Source organism: Sphingobium sp. WR1 (genome assembly GCF_059693745.1).
Genome location: NZ_JCATID010000014.1, coordinates 130,775 through 144,074, shown reverse-complemented (window position 1 = coordinate 144,074; position 13,300 = coordinate 130,775). Strand labels below are relative to the sequence as shown.

Annotated in this window: 10 protein-coding genes; 9 read left to right on the top strand and 1 reads right to left on the bottom strand. The window is 62.9% G+C overall.

Translation table 11 applies throughout. The features are described from left to right. The first annotated feature begins 314 nt into the window (after positions 1-314). The gene (locus tag AC58EF_RS16845; RefSeq protein WP_497277529.1) at positions 315-893 is read left to right on the top strand and encodes a hypothetical protein; all 579 of its coding nucleotides are present in this window, start codon (positions 315-317) and stop codon (positions 891-893) included. Here AC58EF_RS16845 and AC58EF_RS16840 read toward each other — a convergent pair whose 3' ends face one another. After that, complete coding sequence (locus tag AC58EF_RS16840) at positions 894-1,796, bottom strand: SDR family NAD(P)-dependent oxidoreductase (RefSeq protein WP_497277528.1); 903 nt, start codon at positions 1,794-1,796, stop codon at positions 894-896. 135 nt (positions 1,797-1,931) lie between these two features. Here AC58EF_RS16840 and AC58EF_RS16835 point away from each other — a divergent pair, with 135 nt between their 5' ends. From AC58EF_RS16835 to AC58EF_RS16800, 8 genes are all read left to right on the top strand, one after another. Further along, positions 1,932-3,359 carry an MFS transporter gene (locus tag AC58EF_RS16835; protein ID WP_497277527.1) on the top strand — a complete coding sequence of 476 codons (1,428 nt, stop codon included), beginning with the start codon at positions 1,932-1,934 and terminating at the stop codon, positions 3,357-3,359. A 32-nt stretch (positions 3,360-3,391) separates the two neighbouring features. Beyond that, complete coding sequence (locus AC58EF_RS16830; RefSeq protein ID WP_497277526.1) at positions 3,392-4,150, top strand: nuclear transport factor 2 family protein; 759 nt, start codon at positions 3,392-3,394, stop codon at positions 4,148-4,150. Between the two features lie 7 nt (positions 4,151-4,157). Continuing rightward, entirely contained in the window at positions 4,158-5,585 is a 1,428-nt protein-coding gene (locus AC58EF_RS16825; protein ID WP_497277525.1) for an NAD-dependent succinate-semialdehyde dehydrogenase, read from the top strand. Positions 5,586-5,588: 3 nt separating this feature from the next. Next, entirely contained in the window at positions 5,589-6,644 is a 1,056-nt protein-coding gene (locus AC58EF_RS16820; protein ID WP_497277524.1) for an amidohydrolase family protein, read from the top strand. Beyond that, on the top strand, positions 6,641-8,245 hold the full coding sequence (locus tag AC58EF_RS16815; RefSeq protein ID WP_497277523.1) for an MFS transporter: 1,605 nt from the start codon (positions 6,641-6,643) through the stop codon (positions 8,243-8,245). Before AC58EF_RS16820 ends, AC58EF_RS16815 begins: the two co-directional genes overlap by 4 nt. Before the next feature lie 134 nt (positions 8,246-8,379). Further along, the gene (locus AC58EF_RS16810; RefSeq protein WP_497277522.1) at positions 8,380-8,982 is read left to right on the top strand and encodes an RNA polymerase sigma factor; all 603 of its coding nucleotides are present in this window, start codon (positions 8,380-8,382) and stop codon (positions 8,980-8,982) included. Beyond that, entirely contained in the window at positions 8,951-9,976 is a 1,026-nt protein-coding gene (locus tag AC58EF_RS16805) for a FecR family protein (RefSeq protein ID WP_497277521.1), read from the top strand. The genes AC58EF_RS16810 and AC58EF_RS16805 overlap by 32 nt, the downstream gene beginning before the upstream one ends. 111 nt (positions 9,977-10,087) lie before the next feature. Further along, positions 10,088-13,294 (top strand): TonB-dependent receptor domain-containing protein, encoded by a 3,207-nt coding sequence (locus AC58EF_RS16800; RefSeq protein ID WP_497277520.1) that lies wholly within the window; start codon positions 10,088-10,090, stop codon positions 13,292-13,294. Positions 13,295-13,300 lie beyond the last annotated feature (6 nt).

Below are 13,300 nucleotides of genomic sequence, written 5' to 3'. Positions count from 1 at the left end.
CAATGGACAGGCTCATCGCCTGCAAACCATTGAAACTACGGTATAAGACACGAATTGGTGTTGAGATATGTTAAACTCACCCCATCGCCCAACCCTCCCGCGATTGTCTATTTCGTTGTCAGGTTAAGCGGCAACCACTCTCAATCCTCTCTGTGCGTCCGGCCCGGTTACACATCCGCCCACGGTCGTCCGTCCCGTTCGGTAAAGTTTCCGACATGACACTTTATCGAAGGGCAAAGTGTCATAGCCGACAAAATGCGACTCGCGGAAAAAAGCGGATTCACAAGGAGTCTCGTCTGTGCTTGATTCACCTTATGTTTCACGCATCCGTCCCATCCCGCGTTGCCGGCGGCAGCGATATCTCGCTGTTGCTCGACCAGCTGTCGCATTGCTGCTCGCGTCCCCGCTATGCCTTCATGCTGCTGACGCTGATCGCCGATGTGGCGCGACCGGACGGCAGCGCCGGGCCGCTGGTGCGGGTGGGCGACGCGCTGATCCCGTTGCGCGACTGGCTATGCGATGCGCTGACGCCGATGGGCCATCGCGATCCGCGGCGCATGGCGCTGGTCGAACGGGTGCGGGAGGAATTGCGCAAGGCCGATCGCCTGTCGGACAACCCGGCCGCCGATGAGGCGTTGGTGCAGGATGAGGTGCGCGCGCGGGTGCGGGCTTCGGGCAAGACCAATCTCAGCCGTGCCGCCTCCGAACTGGTGAAGGCCGGACTGCTCAAGCGCCATTATCAGGGCTTTCGCGTCGACCACCTCAATCGCGGCGCACAGCGCCAGGCCGTCTATACGCTGACCGGCCGGGCGCGGGCGCTGGTGGGCGCCCCGCCCCCGCCGCAACACGCAGCCGCCACCCGACCACGCCAGGGCGATCTTTTCGCCTCCTGATCAGGTCCGCTCCCGCGCCTCTCGCCGCGCCTTGGCATAATTTTCCCGTCGCATTTTTTCGAACCCGATGCGCTGGTCGAAGCCGGCATCCTGTGGATAGTCGCGAAAATCGGCCAATATCTCATTGAAGACGGTTGCCAATTCATCGCGGAATTCCGAGTGCGGGAAGATGTGGAAGCGATTTTCCCGCATCGCGTCTAAGGTGCGGGCAGCGATCACATCCGGCTCCATGCCGAACTGATGCAATTGCGCCAGCCGGTCGATTGCGGCGTCATCAACGGGTTTCGCGCCGGCACGAAGCGCGGCGGGGCGCACCTCATCGCTGGCGTAGATATGGCTCTTCACCAGACCGGGGCACAGCACCGATACGCCGATGCCATGAGGGGAAAGGCTGTAGCGCAGGGATTCGCTCATGCCCCGCACCGCAAATTTGGTGGTGTTGTATATGCCGGGCGCGCCGCCGCACAGGAAACTCGCCATCGATGCGGTATTGACGATATGACCGCCCAGTCCCGCCGCCTTCATGCGCGGTGCGAAGGTCATGACGCCGTTGATGACGCCATGGAGATTGACGCTCATGACCCAGTCCCAATCATCATAGCTGGACTCGTCGATGCTCTGGAACAGGTTGATGCCGGCATTGTTGAACAACAGGCTGACCGGTCCCAGCGCCGCTTCCGCGCGGTCGGCCGCCTCGGCGAAGCCTTGGCGTGACGCGACATCGAGTTGGACAGTCAGGACCGCCTGATTGTCGAAGGCCTTGCGCGCGGCAGCCAAGGCTTCCTCGCGAATGTCCGCGATGGCGACCTTGCATCCCTGCGCCAGCAACGCGCGCACCAGCCCCAGGCCGATCCCGTTGCCGCCGCCCGTCACAAAGGCCGTTCGTCCCGCAAATTCGAGCATCCCATACTCCTGTGTTGGTCTTTGTAACGGCCGTGCATTTTTCTCTCGCCATATTCGTATAGATCACTTACAAATTCGCCAAGCCGAAATTTCATCCCTGTGAACAAAAAGGGAGGATGCGGAGAGGAGAAGGTCATGGCCATGGCGCCCGCGCCGATTGCGACCGACAGCCTGTGGGAGGAGGATGCGGCAATGTCGCTGGACAGGGCCAGTCCAACAGCGCAGCCCTATTCGATGCCGGCCGCCTATTGGGCGCTGTTCGTCATCGTCCTGGCAACCTTCATCACCTTTTTCGAACAGGTTGTGTTCGCCATGCTCGCGGAGCGGATCAAGGCCGATTTCGGCCTGTCCGATTCCCAACTCGGCTTCCTGGCCGGTCCCGCGAGCATCATCTGTTATCTGTTCGTCGGCATCCCGCTGGCGCGGCTGGCCGATATCTTCCCGCGCAAATATGTGCTGGCCGGCGGCGTCGCAGCGCTTGGCGTCATCACCTCCATGGGTGGCATCGCCCAGAATTTCGGTCAGTTCGTCGGCACCCGCGTCTTTCTGGCAGCGGGGGGATCGGCCCATGCGCCATCCTCCTATTCGCTGCTAGCCGACGCCTTTCCGCCGCGCATCCTGACCCGCGCCTTCGCGCTGTTGCAATTCGGCTTCATCGGCGGGACGACGCTGGGGCCGGCAATCGGCGGAATGCTGATCGCGATGGCGGCGGGATGGGCGCCGACCCAGCATGGCGGCCTCACCATATTGGGCTGGCAGTGGCTGATGATCTGGCTGGGCCTGCCCGCGCTGCTCGTCGCCCTGCTGTTCCTGACGGTCAGAGAGCCGCCGCGTCAGTCCCCGGCGGCCGGCGCGCTCACGCCCCCGGTCCATGCCTCGATCGGCCGCCGCAGCCTGACCTTCACCGGGCTGGACGCCGTCAAGGCGATCCACGCCAAGCGCCGCGTCTATTATCCGCTGTTCGCCGGACTGGCATTAAGCGCGATCGAGGTGTTCGGCCTGCAATTCTGGCGCGTGCCTTTCATGATCCGCACCTATGGCTGGAACGAGGCGCAGATCGGCGCGGTGATGGGATCGATGACGCTGGTCGCCTCGCTGCTGGGGCTGCTGCTGGGCGGTATCTTCGTCGAATGGCTGGCCAGGCGCCATGCCGACGCCAATGTCCGCGCCGCCGCCATCTTCTTCGGCTGCGTCACCATCTGCGCCATCCTCGCCCCCCTGATGCCCAACGGCTATGCCTCGCTTGGCGTCGCCAGTGTCGGCGCGATGTTCGGCATCGCCGGCGCCGTGCCGCAGAACGCCGCGATCCAGCGCGTCGCGCCCAATGCGATGCGCGGGCAGGTGACGGCGATCTATCTTTTCATGTTCACCTTCTTCGGGGCGATGGGCAGTTTCCTGGTGGGGCTGGTGCAGGACCATTTGATCGGCGATCCCCGGCAACTCTGGAAGACGCTGGTGCTGACGGCCGGCATCCTGCTGCCGATCGCCACCTTCTGCATGATCCGCGCCATCCGCCCCTATCGGGAAGAAGTGGAAAGGCTGGCGGCGGAGGATGCTGCATAATTCGTAAGCATTGCATACAATAGGAGAGAGATATGTCCGACGTCGATCGTATCGCCAGCCTGGAACAGAGTGTCGCCGATCTCAGCACCCGCCTGCAACGGCGCGAGGATGAACTGGATGTGCGCAAGCTCCAGCATCTCTATGGCTATCTGATCGACAAATGCCTTTATCGGGAAACGGTCGACCTGTTCACCGACGATGGCGAGGTCCGTTTCTTCGGGGGCGTCTGGCGCGGCAAGCAAGGTATCCGCCGCCTCTATGTCGAGCGTTTCCAGAAGCGCTTCACCCATGGCACCAACGGACCGATCGACGGTTTCCTGCTCGACCATCCGCAATTGCAGGATATTGTCGACATCGATGCGGACGGCGTCACCGCCCATGCCCGCGCCCGGTCGATGATGCAGGCCGGGCGGCACAAGGATCATACCGATCCGGCCAACCCCATGCTGGGCGCGCGCCAATGGTGGGAAGGCGGCATCTACGAAAATACCTACAGAAAGGTGGATGGCATCTGGCGCATCCAGATCCTCAACTACATGCCGCAATGGCATGCCGATTTCGACACCGGCTGGGCGAACACTAGGCCCGAATATGTGCCCTTCCCGAAGATCACCTATCCCGAAGACCCGACCGGGCCTGACGCATTGATCACCGACCACTGGCTCTGGCCGACCCACAAGCTGGTGCCTTTCCACATGGTGCATCCAGTGACGGGGAAGGAGATCGTCGCGGAACGCTGGCAGGGCGATATCGATCGGGAGCAGGCCGCGCGCGGCGCGGTAAGCGTCTGAGCGGACCATGCGCTATCCCGATCTTTATCTGATGATCGACGGCCAGCGTCTGTCGGGCGGCGGGCGACGCACCCAAAAGGTGGTCAACCCCGCCACCGGCGCGGTGCTTGCTGACCTGCCGCTGGCCGACGCAACGGACCTAGATGCGGCGCTGGCGGCGGCCGATTGCGGCTTCCGCCGCTGGCGCGATTCCACGCCGCAGGAGCGTGCCGCCGTGCTGCAGGGTGCGGCGCGGCTGATGGTCGAGCGGCAGGAGGAACTGGCGCGGATCGCCACGCTGGAACAGGGCAAGACGCTGGCCGAAGCGCGCATCGAAGTGATGATGAATGTCGGCCTGTTCAATTTCTACGCCGGGGAGGTCTTCCGCATCTATGGCCGCACCCTCGTCCGCCCGGCGGGCCAACGATCCACGGTCACGAAGGAGCCGGTCGGCCCGGTTGCAGCCTTTGCCCCCTGGAACTTCCCGATCGGCAACCCTGGCCGCAAGCTGGGCGCGCCGATCGCGGCAGGCTGCTCGGTGATCCTGAAGGCGGCGGAGGAAACGCCGGCCAGCGCGCTCGCCGTGCTGCAATGCCTGACCGACGCGGGACTGCCGGGCGACGTCGCGCAGGCCGTGTTCGGCGTGCCCGATGAGGTGTCGCGCCACCTGCTTGGCTCCCCCATCATCCGCAAGATGAGCTTCACCGGCTCTACCGGCGTCGGCAGGCATCTCACGAAGCTGGCGGCGGAGGATTGCAAGCGCACGACGATGGAATTGGGCGGCCATGGGCCGGTCCTGATCTTCGCCGATGTCGATCTCGACAAGGCGCTCGATACGGTGGTGGCGGGCAAATATCGCAATGCCGGGCAGGTCTGCGTATCGCCGACGCGCTTCATCGTTGAAACAGCGGTTTATGACCGTTTCCTCAAACAATTTATCGACCGCACGGCCGGGGTCGTCACCGGCGACGGCCTCGATCCCGCGACCGTCATGGGACCGATGGCGAACGCCCGGCGGCTGGACGCGATGGATCGCCTGATCGGCGACGCGCTTGCCAAGGGCGCGAAGCTGGAAACAGGCGGCGCGCGGATCGGCAATGAAGGTTTCTTCTTTGCTCCGACGGTGTTGTCCAATGTCCCGATCGACACCGCGATCATGAACGAGGAGCCGTTCGGCCCGGTCGCGCTCATCAACGCCTATCCCGATGAAACCGCCATGGTCGCGGAGGCCAACCGCCTACCCTATGGCCTGGCCGCCTATGCCTGGACCGGCGACGCCGCGCGACAACGACGCATGGCGCGCGCACTGGAAGCCGGCATGGTCGGTATCAACACCGCGATGATCGGTGGGGCGGACTCGCCCTTTGGCGGCGTGAAATGGTCCGGCCATGGGGCAGAGGACGGGCCGGAAGGCGTCGACGCCTGCCTCGTCACCAAGGCCGTGCATGAAGGATAACCCATGACGCATGATTTGAAGCCCGGCGGCGATCGCGGCTATATCCGCATCGCGACCGAGGAAGCCTTTGCGACGCGCGAGCAGATCGATGTCTATCTGCGCATGGTCCGGGATGGCACGGCGGACAGGGGCATGGTGTCGCTCTGGGGTTTCTACGCCCGATCGCCATCCGAGCGTGCGACCCAGATCATCGACCGGCTGCTGGACCTGGGCGGCGGCCGCCTTGCCGACATGGACGCGACGGGCATCGACGTTGCGATCCTGTCGCTCACTTCGCCCGGCGTGCAGCCCTTGCCCGATGTCCAAGAAGCCAAGGCGATGGTCCGCCGCGCCAACGACCATCTGGCCGAGCGGTGCCTCGCCCATCCCAGCCGCTTCGTGGGCATGACTTCGATCGCCCCGCAGGACCCCGACTGGTCCGCAGCCGAAATTCGGCGCGGTGCGGGAGAACTGGGTTTCAAGGGCGTCATGGTGAACAGCCATACCCAGGGCGAATATCTGGACGATCCGAAGTTCGATCCCATCTTCCGCGCGCTCGCCGATACCGGCCAGCCGCTCTATATCCACCCTTCAACGCCGCCCGACAGCATGATCGGCCCGATGCTGGAGGCGGGACTGGATGGCGCCATCTTCGGCTTCGGCGTGGAAACCGGCCTGCATCTGTTGCGGCTCATCACCATCGGTATTTTCGACCGCTATCCCGACTTGCAGATCATCGTCGGCCATATGGGCGAGGCTTTGCCCTATTGGCTCTATCGCCTCGACTATATGCATCAGGCCGGGGTCAGGTCGCAGCGCTATGAACGGATGCGGCCGCTCCGCAAGAGCATCCACGACTATATGCGCGCCAACATCAGCGTCACCACCAGCGGCATGGCGTGGGAACCGGCGATCACGTTCGCGCAACAGGTGCTGGGCGAGGATCGGGTGATGTATGCGATGGACTATCCCTATCAATATGTACCGGACGAGGTGCGGACCCATGACCTGCTCGCCATATCGGACGACGCGAAGCGCAAGCTGATGCAGACCAACGCCGAGCGCCTGTTCCGCCTGTGAGAAGCCCGGTCTCTTCGCGCGCGACCGCTTATTATGCATTGGCGCTGATCGCCGGGACCAACCTGGTCAGCCTGCTCGACCGCAACATCCTTGCGATCCTGGCACCGGCGATCAAGGCCGACCTCCACATCGGCGACGCGGAAATGGGCCTGCTCTACGGCACGGTTTTCGCCCTTTTCTACGCGCTTTTCTCCCTGCCGCTGGGGCGGCTGGCCGATGGATGGATACGCACGAAGCTGCTCGCGATCACCATCGGCTTCTGGTCGCTGGCGACCGGCGGCGCGGCGTTCGCCACGGGCTTCTTCACCCTGATGCTCTCCCGCCTGTGCGTCGGCATAGGCGAGGCGGCGTCGCAGCCGGCGGGCACCAGCCTCGCCTATGATTATTTCCCGCGCGAGAAGCGGGGCATGGTGATGGCGGTGATGGCGGCCGCGATCGCCATTGGCCTGGGCGGATCGCTGATCATCGGCGGGGTGACCGCGCAATGGTGGGATGCGCGTTATGCGAGCGGCGGCGCACCTTTGAGCCTCAGGGGCTGGCAGTTCGCCTTCGCCGCCGCCGCCCTGCCCGGCTTCCTGATCGCCTTCCTGATGTCGCGCCTTGCCGAACCGCAGCGCGGCGCGATCGACGGCATCCCGACGCCCTCCGATCCGCACCCCTTTCGTGCAAGCCTTGCGGTGCTGGGCGCGGTGACTCCCGGCTTTCACTGGTGGAGCCTGGCCCAGGCGCGCGCCGGCAGGCGCGATTGGGCGCGCAATATCGGCCTGCTGGCGCTGATCCTCGTCGCCATGTTGCTGGCGATCCGCTGGGCCGAAACCTTCTCGCCCCGTCCGCCGCTCCTGCTGGGCGGCGTCGCGATCAGCCCGCATGTGGTGCAATGGAGCGTCATCGGCTTCGGCGCGTTCGTCATCGTCAATCTGATCCAGAATCTGAAAGGGCGTGATCCCGTCGCCTTCGCGCTCATCACCCGCAATCCGTCGCTGCTGCTCTGTATTGCGGCCGGATCGCTGCAAAGCGTGATCAATTATGGCGTCATGGGTTTCACCCCGTCCTTCCTGATGAAAAGTTACGGCCTGACGCCTGCCGACACGGGCATTCAGTTCGGCCTCCTTTCGGCCGCGCTGGGCGTGGTCGGGCCGCTGATCGCCGGGCCGCTGTCCGACCGGATCGGGGCGCATCGTCTGTCGCGCCGCATCTGGGTCGCGCTTTTCGCCATGGGCGTATCACCGCTGATCGCCCTTTGGGTGTATCGCGCCGGCGATCCTGGAAGCTTCTATCTGCGTTTCACGCTCTACAGCCTGGTGCTCACCATGTGGATGCCGCCCCTTTATGCGGTTCTGTTCGAGCAGGTTCTGCCCCGGATGCGCGGCTTGACGGTCAGTCTCTATATCGTCGTGTCGACCATCTTCGGCCTTGGCACCGGCCCTTATGCCGTGGGTATGATCAGCGACGCGCGCGCCGGCGATCTGGGCGCGGCGATCCTGGCGATCAACTGGGTGGCGCCGCCGCTCGTCCTGCTGCTGCTGATCCTGCTCCGCCGCGTGGAGCGCGATCATGCCAGCGTGCTGCACCGCGCGCGGGCCGCAGGCGAAGCCATCTAGCCGTCCTTGCGCGGGAAACGGTAACGCCTCCAAGAGCATCGATATTCCCGCGACAAGTGCAGCACATTTGTCACATATGCTCTCTAGCCATCCGCCGACTCATTCATTTTCTTATAATCGGTCGCGGAAGTGGAATGGACGGCACTGACAGAGAACGGGCGCGCTGGCTGCTGCGCAATATCCTGCCGCATGAACCCGCGCTGCGCAGTTGGCTGGCGCGTCGGCCGGTGGCGGGTATCGAACCGGACGACATCATCCAGGAATCCTACACGATCCTTGCCGAACTGGAGCAGGTCGATACGATCCGCCATCCGCGCGCCTATCTGTTCCAGGTCGCCCGATCGGTCGTCACCCGCCATGTCCGCCGCGCCCGCATCGTGCCCATCCATGTCGTCGACGATCTTGATCGGCTCGACCAGCCGGACGACGCCGCCTCACCCGAACAATATGCGATCGATCGCGACGAGCTCAACCATCTGGCCAGAGCCATCGCGGCCATGCCGCTGAAAACACGGGAAGCGTTCATTCTTCGTCGCGTGGAGGGCTTGCCACAGCGCGCCATCGCTGCGCAGATGGGCATATCGGAGAATACGGTCGAAACACATATTTCGCGGGCTATCCGATTCCTGATTGACTGGTTCGGTCGTGGCGGAAAGACACCTCCCCAAACCTCTAGGGATATGGAACCGGAGAAAATCACGTTTGATGACCGAACGAGAAGACAGTCGCAACATTGACCGGGCGGCGTCCGACTGGACGGCGAAGATGGATCGCGGCCCGCTGACTCCGGAAGAAAATGCGGTATTTCAACGCTGGCTGTCCGCTGATCCCAGGAACAAGGGCGCGCTTCTTCGCGCGCAGGCCCTGTCGCTGATGAGCGAATCCGCTCAGGCGCTGGGGCCGCAATTCGATCCCGCCCCATTCGAACGGCCCCGGCACCGGACGGCCCTGTCGCGAAGGCAGATTTTCGGCTGGGGCGGCGGCGCCGTCGCGGCGATGGCGGGCATGGTGGCATTGTCGGTCGGTATGCCCGCATCCGGGGCGGTGATCCGCACGGGACGGGGCGAGATACGCCTGGTGCCGCTGGATGACGGCTCCACCGCCCTGCTCAATACCGACAGCAGCATCCGCATCCGCTATGATGACAAGGAGCGATTGATTTCGTTGCTGGCGGGAGAAGTGTATTTTTCGGTCGCCCGCGACGAGCGACGCCCGTTCATCGTCGAGGTCGGCCATCGTCGCCTGCGAACCGCGCAGGCCGGCTTTCGCGTCAGGAAATTGGCAAGCGACCCGGCGGACATATTGGTGCATCAGGGGCGCGTCGAGTTGCCGACCATCAATCCGCTCAGTTCAGGGCCGATCACACTTTCCGCCAACACCCATATGGTCATGGCCGATACCGCCGCCAGCCTGTTCGGCGCCGAACGCCCGGAAGCCATCGCGCCGGAGCGCATCACACGCGAACTGGCCTGGCGCGAAGGCAAGCTGGCGTTCGAAGGCGAAAGCCTGCGCCAGGCAGCGGACGCCTTCGCGCGCTACAGCGACACCCGGATCGTCATAAAGGATGCCGCGCTGGCGCGGGAACCGGTAGCGGGCCTCTTTACCGCCAATGATCCGGTCGGTTTCAGCCGGGCGGTATCCAGCATCTTCGACGCACGGCTGGAACAGAGCGATGGCCAGATCGTCCTGACGCGCCCTGCTCCATCCGCAAAAAATTTTCAGAGCCGGTAGCGGAACCGTCGACGACAAGCCTCCTAATGCCGAACGCCGCGCAGGATGCGGCCAGCAGGGGGCTGACAGCCGATGAATTCTCTTCATTCTCTCCTCACTTGTGGGGCTTCCGTGGTTGCGCTTGCGATAGGCGCGCCCGCCCAGGCACAGGAGCGCATCTTCGATATTCCGGCGCAACCCGCCGTGCGGGCCATCCCCGAACTGGCGCGTCAGGCGCAGGTGCAGATCGTCGCCCCGGCCCGCGATCTCGAAGGCATTTCGACCCCGGCCATCAAGGGGCGGATGGACGTTCGTGCCGCATTGCGTCGCCTGATCGCCGGAACGCCGCTGCGTATCGGTTCCGATGACGGCAATATCATCACATTGCGATCGTCGCGCCCGGCCGCCAGCGCGGGCCAGGCGCAAGCGATTGGCAGCGGCATGGTGCGCGGCCGCGTTTCCAACACCGTCACCGGCGAATATCTGCGCAACGCCGAAATCCGCGTCGAAGGCACGTCGATCGTCGTTTTTTCGGAGGATAATGGCGAATTTCGGCTCACGGGCGTTCCGGCTGGCGAGGCGACGATCATCGTCAAATATGCGGGCCTGCAATCCGAACGGCTTACTGCCGCGATCCTCGCAGGGCAGGTCGCCGAGCTGGATGTTGCGCTCAAAGCGCCGACCTTTACCGGTTCAGCCGTCAATGACGGTTCGGCCATCACCGTCACTGCCCGCCGCGAGGGGCAGGCCGCCGCCATCATGGAGCGTCGTGCCGCCCCCAATGCCAAGACCGTCGTCGCCGCCGACAATTACGGCCTGCTGACCATGGGTGATGTGGGCGAGTTCATGAAGCAGATGCCCGGCATTTCGCTCGATTATACGGAAGTCGACGCCACGGCCGTCCGTATCGGCGGCCTCGATCCCAAATATTCGACCTTCACCACCGATGGCGCACGAATGGCGACAGCTACGTCGAACAATAATAACGGCCGCCAAAACAGCTTTGAACAAATGTCGATCACCGGCATCGAGTCGATCGAACTGAACAATACGCTGACCGCCCGCATGGACGCCGATGCACCCGGCGGCGCCATCAACCTGCGCAGCAAATATGCCTTCCAACTCAAGAAGCGGCAGTTTCGTTTCCAACTGGGCGGTGTGGGCACGTCTGACGCAGGGATCGGCGAAATCTATCTACCCGACAATGACAAACATGCGCGCATCTATCCGTCCGCCAGCCTCAGCTATGGCGACATCTTCCTCGATGGGCGGCTGGGCGTCGCCTTCAGCGCCAGCTACAACGCCAATTATGTCCAGCAGGACCGTATCCAGACCGACTGGTCCTACCTGGCCGACGGGCGTGCCATTCCCTATCAGGTGATGTGGCGCCCCGGTCCCAAGAAGACCAGCCGAACCGCCGCCAACCTGTCCGTCGACTATAAATTCTCGGACGAACTGGCGCTGTCGCTCCGCGGCACCTATTCCTTCTACGAAGTCGAATATTTCAACCAATATACCTATCTGATCTTCGGCACGACCTCGCGATCCTATGCGACCCCGGATTCCACATCGACCCATATCGTCGTCAATCCCGAGGGAAAGAACACCCGGCTGCATACCCAATATTCGCACCGCTATGCCGGCACACCGGCCATGCTGTTCGCGCCAAAGCTGGAATATAAGAATGACGATTGGGAAGCCGTTTTGCGCGGCAGCTATTCCAGTTCCGAATTCAACTTTCGCGACAATTCTAAGGGCTTCTTCCAGCGCACCGATAGCTGGCTGACCGGTATCGGCTTCACGCTGGACCGGCCGTCCGAGGATTCCAATGTCTGGACGTTGACCCAGACGGCAGGCCGGTCCTGGAGCGACCCCACCAGCTTCAACCGCGATGACGATATCGGCAACAATATCCGCACCGCGGAATCCGACGCGCGCAATGAAATGTATGGCGGCAACCTGGACCTGAAGCGCAAGCTGTTCGTCGGCTCGATTCCCGTTACGCTGATGGCTGGCGCCGGCGCACGCGTGAACGACTGGAAAACCGACGAGGGCGCCTATGACCAATTCCAATATGTCGGCCCGAACGGCGATCTGAACCAAAAGGATCCGGCGGCGGTCATCCCCTGGACCAATCGCTACAAGTTCGAGATCATCGGCTTCGACGCCGGAAATCTGAACGACCAGAATTGGCGCGCCGACAATAACTACGCCATGTATGACATCTACAAGGCGCACCCGGACTATTTCGTGCCGGATACGGTCGGCAATCTGAAGCGCGATCTCGACAACAACAAGCGCGTCAGGGAAGATATCTATGCTGCCTATTTCGAGGTTCAGGCGCGTGCCGGCAAGGCGTCGCTCGATCTTGGCCTGCGTTATGAAAAGACCAAGACGGCCGCGCAGATCGCCAATATCCGGCCGGCAAGCGAAGTGACCGCTGCGGGATATTCGCTCAACACTGTCGAAGGGCTGCTCTACCAATATAATGGCGGCGCCTATGGCACGCGCCGGGGCGAATATGATGACTGGTTCCTGAGCGGCGGCGTCAAATATGATTTCACCAAAAGGCTTGTCGGCCAGGTGGCGTTCAGCCAGTCGATCCTGCGGCCCGACTATGGCAATCTGGGCGGCGTCGTGTCGGTCAACGACGACACCTTGATTGTGAACGTCCCCAACCCGTTGCTCAAACCGGAACATTCGACCAAATATTTCGCCAGCCTGCAATATTATCTGGAACCGTCGGGAATCATCGGCCTGTCCTATTACAAGCTGGACATGAAGGACATGCAGGTGACGGGGATCGAGGTCGATCCGGCGGCGGTGGGCTTCGACCCGGACGAATATGCCGGCTATACCTTCCGCAGCGCGCAGAACCTGCCCGGCACCAGCACCAATGAGGGGCTGATTTTCGAATATGACCAGCAGTTGACCTTCCTGCCCGGCATTCTCAAGGGCTTTGGCCTGCGCGGTTCCTTCACCGGCCTCTTCCCCGACGCTGAACGCGTCAATACGCCGGAAAAGTCGGCGAACTGGGGTCTGCGCTACAGCTATGGTCCATTCGATTTCCAGCTTACCGGCAACTGGCAGTCGCGCTATCGGGTGAGCGCGCTCAGCGCCACGCCGACCACCGCGAACAATGGCGTCCTCTACCACACCGACCGTCAGCTGTGGAACATCAGCTTCAGCTACAAGCTCAGCCCGAATTTCGAGCTGAACATCGCTGGCCGCAATATCTTCAATTCGCCCGACGTCATCTATTCCAATGTCGAAAGCCGTGTGCGCCAATACAGCATTTACGGATCGATGTGGAATATCGGCATCAAGGGCAGTTTCTGATTTCCC